Consider the following 16105-nt stretch of genomic DNA (forward strand, 5'->3'; position numbering starts at 1 on the left):
GTGGCCAGGAACGCAGCACCAGCGTCCGCACGCCCGCACCACGGCCCAACCCTGGTGGCCGAGGGCGTGTGCAAGGCCTTCATTTCCGGGCGGGTGCGCATCCAGGTGCTGGATGGCTTGTCGCTGCGCATCGAGCCGGCGGAGCTGACCCTGATCTCCGGGCCATCAGGCTGCGGCAAGAGCACCCTGCTCGCCATCCTGAGCGGCCTGCAGCCGGTGGACCAGGGCCGGGTGACGGCACTGGACAGCGACCTGGCCGGACTCGACCTGCGCGCGCTGGAGCGTTTCCGCCTGCTGCACACCGGTTTCGTGTTCCAGGGCTTCAATCTTTTCCCCGCGTTGAGTGCGCTGGAACAGGTGGAGCTGCCGCTGGACTACCTTGGCCTGGGACGCAAGGAATCCCGCCATCGCGCGGTGCAATCGCTGGACGAGGTGGGCCTGCGGCACCGCATGCGCCTGCGCCCGGCCGAGCTCTCGGGCGGCGAGAAGCAGCGCGTGGCGATTGCCCGGGCCCTGGCCAAGCAACCGGACCTGCTGTTTGCCGACGAGCCGACCAGCGCGCTGGACGCCGCCAACGGACAGATGGTGATCGACATCCTGCACCGTATCGCCCGCACCCACGGCACCACCGTGCTGTGCGTCAGCCATGATCCGCGCCTGATCCACCATGCCGATCGCGTGCTGGCCATGGAGGACGGCCGCATACTGAGCGACACGCGACCGGCAACCCCGGTCGTCCCGCTGGCAGGACCCATTGCATGAATGGTTCAATCTACCCGTCCCGGCTTGCCCTGATCGCCGCCCTGGCCCTGCTGGCCGGCTGCACGCAACCGGCAGCGCCCACCGCCTCGGCCGTGGAGCCTGCCTATGCCGCGGTCGCGCGCGGCCGCATCGCGGTCGAAGGGGGATTGCTGCAATTGGACGCGCCGCGCGCCGGCACGCTGGCCAGCGTCACCGTGCACGAGGGCGACCTGGTCGCCAAGGGCGATATCCTAGCCACGCTCGACCCGGAGCCGGCCAAACTGCAGTTGCAGGCTGCCCAGGCCGAGCTCAAGCAGGCCGAGGCCCAGGGTCGGCTGCTCGGCGACAAGCTGGCTCTCGCCCATACGCAGGCCGAACGCCTGACCCAGGCGGCCAAGGCCGGCGCCGGCGGCGTGCAGGATGCCGAGCAGGCGCGCGGCGCCGCCAGCGAACTCGCGGCAAACCAGGCCGCGGCCAAGGCGGCCGTCGACCTGGCCCGGCAAAAACTGGCTGCCGCGCGCTACGAGCTTGGCCTGCGCACGCTGCGTGCACCAATCGCCGCCCGCGTGGTCCACGTCCTGGCCCAGCCGGGCGCCAGCGTCGCGCCGCAGTCCGGTCCCTTGTTCACACTGTTGCCGCGTACCCCGCCGATCGTGCGGGCCGAGCTCAGCGTGTCCATGTTGGACGCGGTGCACCCCGGCATGGCGGCCACGGTGACTGCCGATGACCTCGGCGGCGCGCAGAGCTGGGCGGCCCACGTGCTGCGCCTGGGCGACGTGGTCGGCGCCTCCACGCTCGACGACGATCCGCAGCAGCGCGCGAACGATCGCACGGTGAGCTGCGTGCTGGCGTTCGACCAGCCCCAGGAGCTGCGCATCGGGCAGCGGGTGCTGGTGCGCTTCGGCGCGCCGGCCACCGCTGCTTCCACGCGAAAGACGGCTGAAAAGTAGCGCTGGCATGCTGGGGGGCATGGGCAAGCCATAGGCCGCCCGACGATTCCTCCCCGCAGGGACGGAACACGTAATGGACGGAACGCGTACGTGATCAAACCTACCGACTTCATGCTCGAGGGCGACCGCCGCGGCGTGCTCCTGATCCACGGGCTCACCGGCACGCCGCTGGAAATGCGCCTGCTGGCCAAAGGGCTCAACAGCGCCGGCTTCACCGTGTACTGCATGCAGTTGGCCGGGCACTGCGGCGACGTCGAGGACCTGCTCGCCACCGGCTGGCACGACTGGTACGCCAGCGTGGAACAAGCCGCCGACCGGCTGCTGCAACGGGTCGACCACTTGTTTGTCGGCGGCCTGTCGATGGGTGCACTGCTCGCGCTCAAGCTGGCCGCCGACCGCCCGCACCAGGTCGCCGGCGTGGGCGTGTATGGCGCCACGTTCCGCTATGACGGCTGGAGCATTCCCAGGATTGCGCGCCTGGCATTCATGCTGCCACTGGCGACAAAGCTCGGCCTGGGACGGCGGTGGATGTTCTTCGAGCGGCCGCCTTACGGCTTGCGTGACGAGCGCCTGCGCGCGCACGTCAGCGCCGCCATGCAGGGCTCCGACAGCAGCGTCGCCGGCCTGCCCGGCAATCCCTGGCCATCGTTGGCCGAGCTGTTCCGGCTTTCCCGGCAGGTGCGCCGCCAGTTGCCTCAGGTGGGTGCGCCCTGCCTGGTGGCGCACGCGAGCGAGGACGACGTGGCCAGCCTGGGCAACGCCAAACTGGTGCTCCGCGAGGTGCGCGGCCCGGCCGAGCTGCTGCTGCTCGATGACAGCTACCACATGATCACCATCGATCGGCAGCGCCATCTGCTGGCCGAGCGCTCGGCGCGCTTTTTCGACCACATCGTGGCGGCGCAGGCGACCGAACGCGCGGCGGCCTAGGGGAGGCCAATGTCGCCGCTCGCCCTTGCGCTGTGGCTGGCCAACATCGTGCTGGACACCAGCGGCCAACTGGCCTTCAAGGCTGCGGCCGGCGACCCCGCCGCGGGCGATGGCCTGGCGCGCTGGCGCTACATGCTGACGCGGCGCTGGATCTGGCTGGGCGTGGCTTGCTACGTCGGCGAATTCCTGGCCTGGATCGCCTTCCTGTCGCTGTTGCCACTGTCGCGGGCCATCCTGCTCGGCGCAATCAATATCGTCGCCATCATGCTCGCCGGGCGCCTGCTCTTCGGCGAGCGCCTGACCCGGCTGCGGGTGGCCGGCATCCTGCTGGTCACGCTCGGCGTCACCATCGTGGGGCTGGGCGAATGAGCGCGCGGCGGCAAAACCGGGCCGTGTTTTACCTGATCGGCTTCGGCCTGCTGATGACGTTCGACACGTTCGGCGCGATCTGCTTCAAGCTGGCCGGCATGCACGCGCTGCCGGTGGAGGCCAGCACCGCCTGGCTGCTGCGGCTGTTTGGCCATCCGTGGGTATATGGCGCGGTGCTTGGTTACATCGGCGCCTTCTTCACCTGGATGAGCCTGCTCAAGCACGCGCCCATCGGCCCGGCATTTGCCGCCTCGCACCTGGAAGTAATCAGCGTGACCTTGCTCTCGATCTGGATCTTCCACGAGCCGCTTACGGCGGCCAAGGTGATTGGCGCGCTGGCGATCCTGGCCGGCATCGCCTGCCTGGCCGTGGCCGAACGCGAGGAGGCCGCCAGCGAGCCAGGCGCGAGCGCGCCGTCCGGAACCGCGGCGGGCTGAGCCGTGCCGCGGCGCCATCGCCCCGAAATCCCACCCACCGCCGGCCTGCCGCTGCACGCCAGCGACCTGTGGCCGGCACGACCGGCGCTGGCCGCAACGCTGGCGGCACAGCTCGACCTCCCCGCGCCACTGCTGGAATGCTCAGGCACGGCCGCGCTGCTCGTGGCCTTGCTCACACTGAGCCGGCAAGCGCCACAGCGCCGCGTGGTGGTGGTGCCGGCGTATACCTGCCCGCTGGTCGCGATCGCCGTGCGCAGCCTTGGCCTGGAACTGTGCCTGTGCGACACACGCCCTGGCCACTTCGAGATGGACGCGCAGGCCCTGGCCCCGATCTGCGGCAGCGGCACCCTGGCGATCGTGCCCGCCCATCTCGGCGGCCTGGTCGCCAGCCTGGACGGCGTGCTGGAGGTTGCCCGGAGTTGCGGCGCCCGGGTGATCGAGGATGCCGCACAAGCCATGGGCGCGCATGATCGTGGGCGCAGCGTCGGCCTGCGCGGCGACATCGGCTTCTTCAGCCTGGCCGCCGGCAAGGGCTTGTCGATCTACGAAGGCGGCCTCTTGATCGCACGCGATCCGGAGCTGCGCGCGGCACTCACGCGCACGCACGCGGCGATGGTGCCACAGCGGTCCGGCTGGGAACTGCGGCGCAGCCTGGAACTGCTCGGCCTGGCCCTGCTCTATCGGCCGGCCGGCCTCGGCCTGGCGTATGGCCGGCCGTTGCGCCGGGCCCTGCGCCGCGGCGACCCGGTCGCCGCCGTCGGCGATGCGTTCCCGCCGGCGATTCCTCTGCACCGCGTGGGCCGCTGGCGGCAAGGCGTCGGGACACGCGCCGCAGCACGCCTGCCGGCATTCCTGCAGACGCTGCGCGAGCAGGCGAGGCGCCGAGTGGCCGAGTTGCAACGCCTGCCCGGCGTGCGCGTCCTCGAACCCGCGCCGGAGACCGAGGCCAGTTGGCCGTTCCTGCTGCTGCAACTGCCGAGCGCCGCGCGCTGCGAGGCGGCGCTCGCCGCGCTGTGGACCGCTGGCCTGGGCGTCAGCCGCCTCTTCATCCACGCCCTGCCCGACTACGCCTACCTCGCCGACCGCGTGCCGCAAACGCCGATGCTGAACGCCCGCGACTTCGCCGCCCGCACGCTCACCATCAGCAACAGCCCGTGGCTCGACGACGCGGCGTTCGAGCGCATCTGCACCGTGCTCGAGCGAGCCACCAAGTGACCCCCCGCTGGTTGTGGGAGCCCGTTTACGGGCGGTGCCTTTGGACGGATGACCGGAGAGCATAGCCCGTAAACGGGCTCCCACAACGGGACGTCCGCAGGCGCGGGGCAGATCGAGTCCGCAAGCCGGACCCGGGGCCAACCGGGTCAGAGTCCGCCCCGACCCTGAGGTTTCGCGGCTTTTGTCCGATGGCCCGCTCGCGGGCGATGCTCTCCGACCATCCGCCGAAGAGCATCGCTTGTAAATGGGCTCCCACAACGGTACATCCGCAAACGTAGACGACATGGTTGCGGCGCTGGGAGTTCGCCCGCGTACGAGAGAGGGGCTTGAGACGGCTTGCGCCTCCATGGCTGCCACCACGCCCAACGGATACACTGCCCACATGACAACCGGACCGGCCACCATGCAGCTTTCCGCCGTACTGATTCCCGCCGAGGAAGGCGGCTTCACGGCAATCAACCCCGAGACCGGCACGGCGACACAGGGCGAATCGGTCGAAGAAGCGCTCGCCAATCTGCGTGAAGCGACGGAACTGTATCTGGAAGAGTTTCCGTTGAAGCTCCACGGCAAGCCCTTGCTGACGACTTTCGAAGTGGCATTGCGTGCCGCCTAGTCTGCCGCAAGTTTCAGGTGCGGAGACCGTACGCGCACTCGAGAAGCTTGGCTTTGAAGTCTTGCGTCAAAAAGCAGCCACGCCGTGATGCGCCGTGGTTCCATTGGCTGCGTCGTTCCACAACACCGCGAAATCAAGAGAGGAACACTCACCAGCATCCTCAAACAGGCCGGCGTGACCGTGGAAGAATTCCGGAAAGCACTGTGAATCGCTGAAACACGGCAATAGGGCAAACGTGGCAAATCAAAATCCGATGAAAGCACGCACGGCATAATGAGCCAATGCCAGGTCAACCGACGCAACGAACCGCACTAATGAAGGTCTGAATAATTGCCGTCATCCCCGCGAGGCGCTCTTCAACAGCCGAAGGCTGGTCAAGCGGGGATCCAGTGAGATTAAGTTGTTGAAATCAAAGACACTGGATTCCCGCTTTCGCGGGAATGACGATCAAGAGCGAATTGTTCAGAGCTTCCCTAATGCATCACAGTGGCAGGACTGCTCCGCGTGCGAATCGAACCTAGTCGCCCAACGCCAGGCCACCTTGTGATTGTGCCGACGGGGTGGTGCGTACCTTCGAGAATGAGAGCAGCTCACCCAGCCGCGCCCCGTTCTGTTGCCAGTCGTGGAAGATCGACTCCCCCACCAGCGCATAGTGCCAAAGCAAGCCGCTGCGCAGTTCAGGCGGCAAGGCGTTGACGCGCTCGCACCAGGCCGCCGCGGCCTTGCGCTTGCGCAGCACGTTTGGATGGCTGGTCTGATCCTGCGCCTTGGTTTCGACGAGATAGATGGCTTCTGCCGTGCGCACCAGGAAGTCCGGCGAATAGAACGCGGGCATGCCATTGTCCTTGACGTAGCGCAGCCGCACGAAGTCGTGCCGGGTCTCGCTGATCTTGCAGAACGCCGCCACGCCCGTGTCGTGCAGCGCCCATTCAATGAAGGCGCGTTCGAGGCCGCCGCTGCGGCTGGGATACGGCAGTCGTGGGTAGATGCATTTCTCCACCTCCAGCGACGCGCTCTCGCGCATCGGCAGCCGGCTCACCTCGGACAGGTGCCGATGGCGCACCTCGCTCTCGCCGCTCGTGTTGCGGTCCCCTGCCTTCACCAGCGCCAGCGCGAACACCTTGACCACGTGATCGACCACCGGCTGCAACATCAGCAAACGCCAGTTTTCGTTTTCGAAAGGCTCAAAGTCCTCGCCGAACAGCCGTGAGCGGATGTAGTCGTCGATGGCCGTGGCCAACACCACCGACCCGACCTGCGTGTACGGCTTGGCGAGGTGAGCCGCAACCTTGCGTCCTTCGGACAGCGGCTGGCTCAACGTGTGCGTGATCCGGCGCGTCAGCCTTGACAGCCATTCGTTGTAGCCGCCGACGTTCATTACCGCGCCGTCCACACGATAGTCGCCAAACAGGGTGCTGCTCTGCAGGTCGTGCGAGGTGAATACGTCGCTCTTGCCCATCAGCTCGCTCAACTGCCCGCGCGTCATGCCACCAAACGGCTGCAGGCCGGCAACCTCGATCGGCAGGTGTTCCAGCGTGTCTTCCGCCTCGCGCAGGATGAAGGGAATCGCGAAATCGTATTGCTGGTAGTCCGGCCGCAGCTCCACCGGGATCAGGTCGCCGACACTGCTGCCCAGATCGTCGCTGGTTCCGCCCACCAGTTCCTTGCCGAGCTGCTCGTCATAGAAGCTCTGAAACGCCGGATGCTCGACGATGGAGAGAATATCGATCAGGCTTTCCGGTTCTTCGCCGCGATTGATGCGCTCGCGGTTTTCGTGTTTGCTGTCGGCGTATTCGGGATCGCGCCACATCAACCGCAGGCCGCGCCCGATGGTCTGCTCCAGCAGGATCTGCGCCTGCGACGAACGCAGCGGGACGATTACGCAGATGTTGTTGACGTCGAAGCCCTCACGCAGCATCAGCACGCTGACGATCACGCGGGGCTGCACGCGCCGGTCCACGTCGAACAGCTGCTGCCTGACACGCTGCCATTCCTTTTCGCCGAGCGCTTCCTTCTTGCCGGAATCCACCGTGAGCACGTCGTCCGCCTGCAAGCCTTGGTCGCGCAGGAAATCGGATACCAACGGCGAAACCTTGGTGTCCTCGCAGACCACCAGCATTTTCGGCTTGCGCAGGGGATCGAGCTTGGCGAAATCGGCCTCCAGCTTGCGCAACTTTTGCAGACCGGCGCGCAGCATCACGCGCTGACCTTCCGACAGGAGCGGATTGCCGCCCTCGTCGCGCTCGGCCTTGAACTCCAGCGGCAGCGCGCCGATCTCCTTGCGCTTGTCCAGCACCAGCGATTTCACCAACCCGGCGCGCATCGCATCCTTCAGATCGAAATCCACCACGATGTGCGGGAAGTACAGCTTGCGCTTCTTCCTGCCGCCGCCGACGTCGTTGTAGGGCGTGGCCGAAAAATCCACCTGTGCGAAATGTCGCCCCTTGCCGGCAGCGAGGCGCGACAGGCTCTTCTGCCACTCTACTTCGCCGGCCTCGCCATCGTGCTTCAGTTCATGGATGTGGTGCGCCTCGTCGTTGAACACCATCAGCCTGGGCAGGCCGGCCAGGTATGCCAGCACGTTGCCGCGCGCCCAGCGTCGATCGAGTACCTCCAGGCTGTTGCCAGTCGCCCGCCCCGGCGTCAACGGCAGCACGTCGTAGGCCACGGCAGCGGCGTCCGCCACCATGCCCGGCATCGCCAGGGCGGCGTCCCCGGTTTCCTCTTGTTCTTCTTCCGCTTCGGCATCCACCAGCAGGTGCCAGTTGGTAATGGCGATCATGCCGCTGCCGGTTGCCTTCAGCCCGATCTCCTGCTTCGTGCAGACGTTGCCGCGCACGAACTGCTCGACCGGTTCGCGGTACGCCGGCGGCACGAACAGCTCGCGGCAGACCGCCGTGTCAGACGTCTCGAAGTGCCGCTGCCCGCCGACACCTTCCTTGCCCAGGAACGCATCCAGCAGGCGTTCGTACACGATCAGTCCCGGCGCCACGATCAGGAAGTGCCGAGTGAAACGCGGATCGTCGACGTCTTCCGCCAGCGTGGCCGTGCGGTTCAGCATCTGCCAGAGCAGCAGCGCCAGCAGCACCCAGGTCTTCCCGGTGCCGGTGGCCATCTTCAGGCAATACTTCGGGTACGCGTGCTTGCCCAGCACGACTTCGGCGAGCCGCTCACCCTTCAGGAGTTCGTCCGCGCACGCCTGCCGGTACAGGTCGGCCAGGTTTGGGCTGTCCAGCACCTCGTGTGCCACGATGGTGTTGAGGATGGCCTGCCGCTGCCCCGGATGGAAATTGAAGGCACGCGACTGGCTGGCATCCTCGCTGAACCACCAGCGCAGCAGCTCCGCCGTCATCGGAGTGACCAATTCGAGGATATCCGCCTCACCATGCTCCAGCCCGAGGCAGAGCGACTGCGCGCGCTGCGTCAGCGCCTTCGCCAGCGCGAGCTGGTCGTCGGGCGATGCAGCGCGGATCATGGCGCGCACTCCGCCACGGCCTGCACCACCTCGGCCTCGAATCCGAACACGTCCACCACCCGCACGCAGACGCGGCGCGCGCCGTCCTTGCGCGGCACGTCGAAGCGCGCCTCGGTCACCACGCGCAGCGGATCGTCGTCGTTGGCGGTGTTGCCGCGATAGTCCTGCCACACCGAGCGGAACACCGTGCCGTCGTAGTCCGGGTCCACGGCCCAGTACTCGATCAACGCCAGCGGCTCGGCATTCATCACCTTGTGCAGCTTGACCCGGTTGGCCTCGTCGAGATTGATCGCCTCCGGCGACAACAGGACGTAATTGTCCAGCGTCACCTGCAACTGCTCGCCATCACCGCTACGCAGGCGCCGCACCGGCTTGATGGTGAGGTACTGCAGGCTGGAGAAGCGCACCTGGCCGCGCAGCTTCTCGATACCGCCTTTCTTGCGCAGGCGGTCGAGCAGGTCCGGCGGGATCACCAGCACTTCAAGCCGCTCGTCGTTGAGCGCGGCGATGCTTTGGCCAATGGCCGGCTCGAAGTTCCAGCCCAGCACCACCACGCGGTCCCAGCCGCCAAGAAGGTTGTCACGTTGGGCGATGGCCTTGCGCAGCGTGGCGTCACCGGTGAGCTTGTTCGGCGAATCGACCAGCACCAGCGTCTTCTTGCCGTTGAACACCACCTTGCCGAGATTGCGCAGCGGATTGTCGTCAGGATGGAGCGGCTGCGCGCCATACAGCGACAGCACGATGGCCGACAGGTCGCCCACGCGGAACCTGCGACCCAGCTCGCTTTTTGCCGCCTCCACCTGGTAATCGCCGATCGCCTGGTACAGGAACGGCTTCGCACCCTGGTCGATCAGCCGCTTGCGCATGATCATGCAGGCGGGTTTGCCGAGGTCGGTGGTGATCCAGCGGCGGCCAAGTCTCTCGGCGACGGCGGCAGTGGTTCCGGAACCACCGTTGAAGTCGGCGACAAGGCCACCTTCTGGGCATGAACTGCGAACGACTCGGTCCAGTAAGGCTTCGGGCTTTTGTGTCGAGTAGTTCAGCCTTTCCGCACCGGATTTCGTCATTTTTATATCTGCCCATACTGACTGGATGGGCCTGCCGGGACTTTCGTCGAGATATTGCTTGACGTAAGGCATTCCAGTTTTGGAAAAAACAATCTTGCCTGTTCCTACCAGTTCATCAATGGTTTCTTGACTGTATCGCCAATGGGTTCCCGGCGGAGGGGCTCTGAGCTCTCCATTGAAGATACGAGCAGGCCCAGCCCCGGCGGCCGTAGCAGTGTTGAGCCAATAGCGTCGGCCTGTTCCTTCTTCAGCGTTCCTGAAACGCTCTTGTATGTACTCTTCGTCGTAGGGAGTATATGTTTGAAAAAATGGTCGGGAATCGGTTTTCCCGTAAAAGAACAGGGTGTCGTGGATATTGCCATATCTGTTCGAATCGTTATGAGCGCCGGTGCGTTGCCATACGATTTCGTTGGCGAAAAAATCCTTGCCAAAAATTTCATCCATCACAACCTTAACGTAGTGACCTACGTGCCAGTCCAGATGCGCATATATTGACCCCGCATCTCTCAGTAGCTCCCGCATCAAAATCAGCCGCGGCGTGATCATCGCCAGATATGACGCCGTTCCATGCGACCACGTGTCGGAATACGCGAACTGCTCGATCACCGTGGGCTTCTGCTCCAGCTCCACGCCGGGCAGCTCGACCTTGGTGCGGTAGTCGGCCTTCGAGTCGAACGGCGGATCGATGTAGATCAGATCCACCTTGCCGCGCAGGCTGGGCGTGTGCTCGTCGCCGGCCAGCAGCGCGGTCATCGCCAGCAGGTTGTCGCCGTAGATCAACCGGTTCGTCCAGCCGCCCTCGCCTTCCGTATCCAGGTGCGACTGCCGGTTCGCGACGGCGATCCAGTCGTCGTCGCGCGTGTCCCGCGACGGCAGCACCCACTCGCGCGTCTGCAGGCCCACGCGGTGCCGCCCTTCCAGGCTCTCCAGGATCTTCTCGGCCTGCTGGCGTCCGCGGGCGACGATCTCGGGCAGCTGTTCGAGCAGGGATTTGGGCATGGGAATGCGTCACGTCGGATCGAAAGTAATACTTTATCAATATCGAAAGTAATAGTTTCGATCTATTCCGTGCGCGGCCCTACCTTCCGGGCCATGAAGAAGGAACAGGCGGCATTCGCGGAGCGGCTTTCCGCCGCCCTGGCCGACGCGAAAATCGAGACCAGCCCCGTCGAGCTCGAGCGCTTGCTGGCCCGGTACGGCGGCACTCCGGTGACTCCCCAGGCGATCTCCGGCTGGCTCAGCGGCAAGCACATGCCGAAGCAGGGCAACATGCGTGCGCTGGCGAGGATGGTGAACCTGCCGCCGGAGGAGTTGCAATACGGCAATGACGGGCTCGGCCGCGGCGTGCGCGAGGCGCGCACCGCCTGGCCGGATCACCTGAGCGGCCGGGATCGCCTGACTTTCGAGGACTTCCTGCTGCTGCCCGAGCGTCAACGCAAGCTGGTGCGCGAATTGGTCGCTGCGCTCCGTGATGGGTCGAACCACGGACGGAATGAATGACTATCCCGATCCGTCGGGCCAACTGGTCATGGCCCCATTTACCCGGAGTCACGTATTCGTATGGCGGGCAATATGCAAACCTCGTCCGCTTGTTTCTTCCATCAGGGCCATAGCCTGGCCGGGGTGCCTCGCGACGGTGCAGGTGCCAGGATCGCCCGGGCCGACGGCATCCGGCAACGGGTAGCCAAGCGCCCGCACCAGCAGCGTGTCGGCGCCCGCATCGAGACGAGCGAGGATGTCCGGATAGACGATGCACTCCTCTTTCTCGTCGTGGCCATCGAGCAGCCGCAGCAGCTTGTGCCGGCTGGCCGCCTGGTCGAGCGTGGCCAGATACTGGCGCAGATAACGGTGCTCGTTCTCCAGCCCGCGCACCCAGCCATCCTGCCCGCCAGCTTCGAGATAGGCCGGGAAGATGAGCTCCTCCTCGATATGCAGGTGCCGCTCCAGCGTGGAGTGCAGCCAACGGCCGCGCTCGAGGTCGCCGGCGAGCATGCCGCCGAGTGCGGCTTCGATCACGGCGTGGTCGCGGCCCAGGTAGGCGGCGAGATCCAATGGCTGCGAGCTGCGTGCGAGCAGGGCGACGCAGCCCCTGGTGGTCGCTGCCAGCGGATGCCAGAAGAAACTGTGTGTGCCCAACAACGCTGCGGGCAACGCGTCAGCCGCGAACGGCCCCTCCACGATGCACCGCTCGCCAACGGCAAGTGCACGTGCAGACTCCAGCAGGCCAGCCGCATCGGCAACGGCAACGCGCCTGGCCGCATCGAGCAAGTCGGACCGCAGCGGCTGCGGCGCCTCGGCTTGTCCCTTTGCCGCAGCGTACATGCCAAGCTCGAAGCGGGCCCCCGCGGCCAGCGCGGCAACACGCCAACGGGTACCCGGCGCGAGCCAGCGGTACTCGTCATCGGCCAGCGTCTCGCGCGCCACGCCACCGGCGTCGAGATACTCGATCGCCAGCATCCCGGCGACCACATGCAGCTGTTCCCAGCGGTTGATGCGCGGCGCGTGCCAGCGCCGCAGGCGATCCGGCATGTCCGCGGCGATGCAAACCCGTGGACGGCCAAGCAGGCGTGACTGCTCCGGCCCGGCCTGGCCAGTCCCCGCCGTCGCGGGCTGCATCGGGGTGGCGGGTGGCGCCGACTCCGTCGGCAGCGGCCCGTCGACGCTGCGCGGCTGGCGCGGCATCACGGAGACGAGGGATCGTGCGGCAGGTGCGGACGGAAGAAGCGCCGCTGCAGCTCATGGATTTCCTCGGCCAGTTCGGGCGCCGGGCCATCCACCTCGACGTCCTTCAGCACCTGCTGGATCGGCAGGTCACGGACGCGAGAGTGCGGGATGCTCCAGGCCGCCAACCAAGCCGCCAATTGCGCCGCTGAGGTCGCGTACACGATGCGTCCCAGCCCGACCCAGCCATGGGCCGCCGCGCACATCGCGCAATGTTCCCCCGAGGTATAGACCGTCGCCACGGCGCGCTGCGCCGGTGCCAGGTGCGTGCTCGCCCAGCGCGCCACGCCGATTTCCGGGTGCAAGGTGCGGTCGCCCGTGGCAATCCGGTTGTAGTCCTCGGTGAGCACCGTGCCGTCGGCACCGACCAGCAGCGAACCGAACGGCGGACTGCCGCCGGCAAGCGCCTGCCGTGCGAGTTGCACGCAGCGGCGCAGGTGATCGAGATCGGTTGAGGTCAGCATGCTGGTTCGAGGGCGGATGGCCTTGAACCTACTCCACGTGGCGACGGGTCGGCGCTGACGTGCATCAGGACCAGCAAAAAGGGGACGTGGCAAATTGAAACTGGACGAGAGTGCATGCGGCAAGGCGAGCCGAGGGGGAAAGGGCGATGTCGGTCATGAGCCTGAGCACGCCTGCGTGCCCCGACAGGCCAGGTGGCGCCGGGGTAGGCCGGGCGCGACTTGGTCACGTCCCTTGTCGCTGTTCCCTTTGCCGCCGACTCAGAACGTCACGGTGCCCTGCAGCATCGCGCTGTCGCCCCGCGCGCGCTGGCTTTGTTCACGCGTGTAGCCCAGGCGCAGCCCGAAGCTGCTGGTCGGCCACAACGACAGGCCGGCCCGCAGGATTGCCGTGTTCCGCGACAAGCCGATGCCATCCACGGGCAACCATTCGTTGAAGCCGGTAAAGCTCGCGTCGAACACGCTGCCGTACTGATGCAGCGTATGCCGCCAGCCGGCACTGCCATCAAATTCCATCCGCATGCCGTTGGTCCATTGCCAGCTGCGCTCGGCGCGCAGGCCCAGCCCCGCCTGGAGACGCCCGGCGGCACGCTCCCCGGCCATGAGGCCGAAGCCCAAGCCGCCTTGTTCAGCGAAGCTGCCCAAGCCGATGCGCTGGTAACGGACGTCGGCAAAAGGCACGACCCGGGTGGCACCGAGCCGGAACAGATGACCGCCTTCCACGGCACCGGCAACGTAGCGGCCCGTGGACCCGCTGCCTACCGGCGCCCCCAGCGCGCCAAGTTGCAGCAGGCGCTGCATGTCCTCGTGGTACCAGCCGCCGGTGACCTGCGCGTTCGCGTACCACGACCCGCCTACCAGGCCACCGTACAGGGCGATGTTGTTCATGCGCATGCGCGCGTGGTCCCAGGCGGCATCGAGCTGGCCGTAGCCAAGGCTCTGTCCCGCCGCCAGGCCCAGCAGCGCGTGCGACCCGATGTACAGGTCCGCGCCGGCCATGCCGCCGCCGCTCCGGTAGGTCGCGCTGGCGTAACCGCTGCGCTGCAGGTCGCCCTGCCAGCCGAGATCGCTGTACCAGACGCCGGAGTTCGCCCGGCCACTCACGAGATCGTCGAAATGTTCGGACAACGCATTGCCGCGAGCGTCCATGCCATTGAACAGCATGCTCACGCTGGCCGCATGCAACTGGCCGGAGAGGCTCGTGAGCGTGGCCTCTGCCATGGCGGGCGTGGCGCTTTGCTGGATGGCGCCGGCGCCCTGCAGTACTCCCGGCGCAAGCGTGCTTCCGGAGGCCACGCTGGTGTTGAGTGTCTCGAAGCCGAGCTGTACGCGCTGTGCCGCGGACACCGAGGCCGGCGTGATGATGCCCATCGACATCGCGGCCGTGGTGATGTTGAGGCCGGTCGTGTCCAGATACACGTCGTTCGCGCCATAGCCGATGGTCGTGGACGTGAACACGACGCCGCTGTCCTTGACCAACTGGCCGAACGTGCCGGTCACGCCGCCGGTCGCGGTGAGCACCTGGGTATGGGTGCTGGCGACGTAGCCGCTGTCGGCCCCGGTCACTTCCAGCGTGCCGCCGTTGAGCGTGGCCATGCCGTTCACCGCGAGCTTGCTGCCGAGGCTGACGGCCAAGCTGCCAGAGTTAGTGTAGTTGCCGCCGACGGTGGTGTCGCCGCCGTGGACGGCCACCCTGCCGGAACTGGAAAGGTTGTTGCCCACTCCCAGGATGCCGCTCAACGTGCCGCCACTGTTGACGGTGGCGTTTCCTGGCAGTGTTGTCGTTGCCTGCAAGGTACCCGCGTTGATGGTGGTGCCGCCGCTGTAGGTGTTGTTGCCCGCAAGTACCAGCGTGCCGGGGCCGGACAGGATCAACCCACCGCTGCCGCCGATGTCGTTGCTGAAGGTCGAAGTAATGCCTGCAGATACGTTTGCGTCGAAGTTACCAAACGCGAACTGTGCGGGACCCTTCACCGCCTTGACGGCATCGATCATGCCCCAGCCATAGGTCGGGTTCGGGGTCTGGTGACTGCCGTCGTCGTAGGGAGTCGCAGTGGTCAGGATGGTGTCGCTCATGTTCGCCGCGGTCATCCAAGGAAACGCCTGCCATGCCTGCGCGGCCACGCCGCTGACCACCGCGGCTGAAGCCGAGGTGCCGTTGGCGACCCCGGTGGTGAACCTGCCCACCGCCGGAAACTTCACGTTCCCCGGCGCGCTCAGGCACCATGCCATGGCGACGCCGCAGGCATTGGAAGGGGCGTCCGAGCCCGTGTAGAGTCCGGCCGGCTTTCCGTTGCTGTCGATGGCCATGTCGACCGCCACCAGCCAGTTGGGCTGGAAGCTCGGGATCCAATGCGGCAAACCCGCCTGGTCCCAAGGCTGGGCCGCGCCGCCGCTGCCGGCGGCCCACACCAGCAGGATGCCGGCGTCCACCGCAGGCTGGAATATCGCCCGGGTCGTGGCGATGTTGGGATCGCTGGAGCCCGTGAACGTGGTTTGGACATTCCCGGAACCGACAGAGCCGTTGATGATCTTGACGCGCTGGGCGGCGAAATCGCTGAAATTCGTGCTGTCGATCAAGCAGCTCGAGGAGCCGGCGCTCATGCAGGCCTGCTCGAAATAGAGATCCGTGCCTGGCGCGACGCCTCCGGGGAAAGTCTCTGTGTTGTCCGGGGGCAGGGTACCGGCGGCAACCCCACCCAGGATGCCCGCGACGACGGTGCCGTGCCCCGAGATGTCGTTGGGCGATTGGGAGCCACCGGGCAGATAGCTTTTGAACCATGCGACCCGCCCGACCATGGGCGGCAGCGTCGGATCGACGCCGGAATCCAGGATGCCGACTTTGACGCCTTGTCCCGTGAAACCTTGACCTTGCGCCGCCTGCGCGCCGGTCGGGATCAAGTGGTTATATGCCGGGTCGTACGGTGTCCCTGGTGTTCCACCCGTTCCCGGTGTCGTTGGGGTCACCGGCGGAGGGGCCGCCGAGCTGGATTTCACCCCGCTGCCGCCGCCACCACAAGCAGCGAGATAGAGGGGCGCCATGGCGACGAGCGCCGTGGTGATGGCCAAGGCGAGCGCGTGCGTGCGACGGTGGTTCATCTCTGTAGACCCCCTGTTGTTGTTGCCGCA

The 16105-nt window shown here is 66.5% G+C and carries 13 protein-coding genes and 1 pseudogene; 9 read left to right on the top strand and 5 right to left on the bottom strand.

What is annotated here, in order from left to right; translation table 11 throughout:
* The 8 genes and pseudogenes from AC3WJB_RS00440 to AC3WJB_RS00475 all read left to right on the top strand — a co-directional run.
* Nucleotides 1-762: an ABC transporter ATP-binding protein gene (locus AC3WJB_RS00440; protein WP_492677601.1), complete on the top strand. Its 762-nt coding sequence runs from the start codon at nucleotides 1-3 to the stop codon at nucleotides 760-762.
* On the top strand, nucleotides 759-1691 hold the full coding sequence (locus AC3WJB_RS00445) for an efflux RND transporter periplasmic adaptor subunit (RefSeq protein WP_492677603.1): 933 nt from the start codon (nucleotides 759-761) through the stop codon (nucleotides 1689-1691). Before AC3WJB_RS00440 ends, AC3WJB_RS00445 begins: the two co-directional genes overlap by 4 nt.
* A 90-nt stretch (nucleotides 1692-1781) precedes the next feature.
* Nucleotides 1782-2618 carry an alpha/beta hydrolase gene (locus tag AC3WJB_RS00450; RefSeq protein ID WP_492677605.1) on the top strand — a complete coding sequence of 279 codons (837 nt, stop codon included), beginning with the start codon at nucleotides 1782-1784 and terminating at the stop codon, nucleotides 2616-2618.
* 9 nt (nucleotides 2619-2627) lie between these two features.
* The gene (locus AC3WJB_RS00455; protein WP_492677607.1) at nucleotides 2628-2987 is read left to right on the top strand and encodes an EamA family transporter; all 360 of its coding nucleotides are present in this window, start codon (nucleotides 2628-2630) and stop codon (nucleotides 2985-2987) included.
* Nucleotides 2984-3424: a DMT family transporter gene (locus AC3WJB_RS00460; RefSeq protein ID WP_492677609.1), complete on the top strand. Its 441-nt coding sequence runs from the start codon at nucleotides 2984-2986 to the stop codon at nucleotides 3422-3424. Before AC3WJB_RS00455 ends, AC3WJB_RS00460 begins: the two co-directional genes overlap by 4 nt.
* A gap of 3 nt (nucleotides 3425-3427) precedes the next feature.
* The gene (locus AC3WJB_RS00465; RefSeq protein ID WP_492677611.1) at nucleotides 3428-4639 is read left to right on the top strand and encodes a DegT/DnrJ/EryC1/StrS family aminotransferase; all 1212 of its coding nucleotides are present in this window, start codon (nucleotides 3428-3430) and stop codon (nucleotides 4637-4639) included.
* Nucleotides 4640-4985: 346 nt separating this feature from the next.
* Nucleotides 4986-5252: a type II toxin-antitoxin system HicB family antitoxin gene (locus AC3WJB_RS00470; RefSeq protein ID WP_492677613.1), complete on the top strand. Its 267-nt coding sequence runs from the start codon at nucleotides 4986-4988 to the stop codon at nucleotides 5250-5252.
* A gap of 81 nt (nucleotides 5253-5333) precedes the next feature.
* Nucleotides 5334-5459, top strand: a pseudogene (locus AC3WJB_RS00475) (type II toxin-antitoxin system HicA family toxin); the annotation flags it as partial.
* 310 nt (nucleotides 5460-5769) lie between these two features.
* On the opposite strand, the gene AC3WJB_RS00480 reads toward AC3WJB_RS00475, so the two are convergent.
* Together AC3WJB_RS00480 and AC3WJB_RS00485 are read right to left on the bottom strand one after the other, a co-directional pair.
* Nucleotides 5770-8727 (bottom strand): DEAD/DEAH box helicase family protein, encoded by a 2958-nt coding sequence (locus AC3WJB_RS00480; protein ID WP_492677615.1) that lies wholly within the window; start codon nucleotides 8725-8727, stop codon nucleotides 5770-5772.
* A complete protein-coding gene (locus AC3WJB_RS00485; RefSeq protein ID WP_492677617.1) occupies nucleotides 8724-10793 on the bottom strand; it encodes a site-specific DNA-methyltransferase in 2070 nt (689 codons plus the stop codon). The genes AC3WJB_RS00480 and AC3WJB_RS00485 overlap by 4 nt, the downstream gene beginning before the upstream one ends.
* A gap of 93 nt (nucleotides 10794-10886) precedes the next feature.
* Here AC3WJB_RS00485 and AC3WJB_RS00490 point away from each other — a divergent pair, with 93 nt between their 5' ends.
* A complete protein-coding gene (locus tag AC3WJB_RS00490; protein ID WP_492677619.1) occupies nucleotides 10887-11294 on the top strand; it encodes a helix-turn-helix domain-containing protein in 408 nt (135 codons plus the stop codon).
* 48 nt (nucleotides 11295-11342) lie between these two features.
* Here AC3WJB_RS00490 and AC3WJB_RS00495 read toward each other — a convergent pair whose 3' ends face one another.
* The 3 genes from AC3WJB_RS00495 to AC3WJB_RS00505 all read right to left on the bottom strand — a co-directional run bounded on the left by AC3WJB_RS00495 (nucleotide 11343) and on the right by AC3WJB_RS00505 (nucleotide 16075).
* The gene (locus AC3WJB_RS00495) at nucleotides 11343-12476 is read right to left on the bottom strand and encodes a hemerythrin domain-containing protein (protein WP_492677621.1); all 1134 of its coding nucleotides are present in this window, start codon (nucleotides 12474-12476) and stop codon (nucleotides 11343-11345) included.
* Entirely contained in the window at nucleotides 12476-12979 is a 504-nt protein-coding gene (locus AC3WJB_RS00500) for a nucleoside deaminase (protein ID WP_492677623.1), read from the bottom strand. The genes AC3WJB_RS00495 and AC3WJB_RS00500 overlap by 1 nt, the downstream gene beginning before the upstream one ends.
* A 258-nt stretch (nucleotides 12980-13237) precedes the next feature.
* Nucleotides 13238-16075, bottom strand: coding sequence for a S8 family serine peptidase (locus tag AC3WJB_RS00505; protein ID WP_492677625.1), 2838 nt, complete (start codon nucleotides 16073-16075; stop codon nucleotides 13238-13240).
* Between the last annotated feature and the right edge of the window lie 30 nt (nucleotides 16076-16105).

Source organism: Rhodanobacter sp. FW510-R10 (assembly GCF_058781105.1).

What these genes read in the sequence shown, in the direction of transcription:
- AC3WJB_RS00445 (WP_492677603.1), top strand. Translation starts at nt 759, where the DNA reads ATGAATGGTTCAATCTACCCGTCCCGGCTTGCCCTGATCGCCGCCCTG.
- AC3WJB_RS00455 (WP_492677607.1), top strand. Translation starts at nt 2,628, where the DNA reads ATGTCGCCGCTCGCCCTTGCGCTGTGGCTGGCCAACATCGTGCTGGAC.
- AC3WJB_RS00460 (WP_492677609.1), top strand. Translation starts at nt 2,984, where the DNA reads ATGAGCGCGCGGCGGCAAAACCGGGCCGTGTTTTACCTGATCGGCTTC.
- AC3WJB_RS00470 (WP_492677613.1), top strand. Translation starts at nt 4,986, where the DNA reads ATGGCTGCCACCACGCCCAACGGATACACTGCCCACATGACAACCGGA.
- AC3WJB_RS00480 (WP_492677615.1), bottom strand. Translation starts at nt 8,727, where the DNA reads ATGATCCGCGCTGCATCGCCCGACGACCAGCTCGCGCTGGCGAAGGCG.
- AC3WJB_RS00485 (WP_492677617.1), bottom strand. Translation starts at nt 10,793, where the DNA reads ATGCCCAAATCCCTGCTCGAACAGCTGCCCGAGATCGTCGCCCGCGGA.
- AC3WJB_RS00490 (WP_492677619.1), top strand. Translation starts at nt 10,887, where the DNA reads ATGAAGAAGGAACAGGCGGCATTCGCGGAGCGGCTTTCCGCCGCCCTG.
- AC3WJB_RS00495 (WP_492677621.1), bottom strand. Translation starts at nt 12,476, where the DNA reads ATGCCGCGCCAGCCGCGCAGCGTCGACGGGCCGCTGCCGACGGAGTCG.
- AC3WJB_RS00500 (WP_492677623.1), bottom strand. Translation starts at nt 12,979, where the DNA reads ATGCTGACCTCAACCGATCTCGATCACCTGCGCCGCTGCGTGCAACTC.
- AC3WJB_RS00505 (WP_492677625.1), bottom strand. Translation starts at nt 16,075, where the DNA reads ATGAACCACCGTCGCACGCACGCGCTCGCCTTGGCCATCACCACGGCG.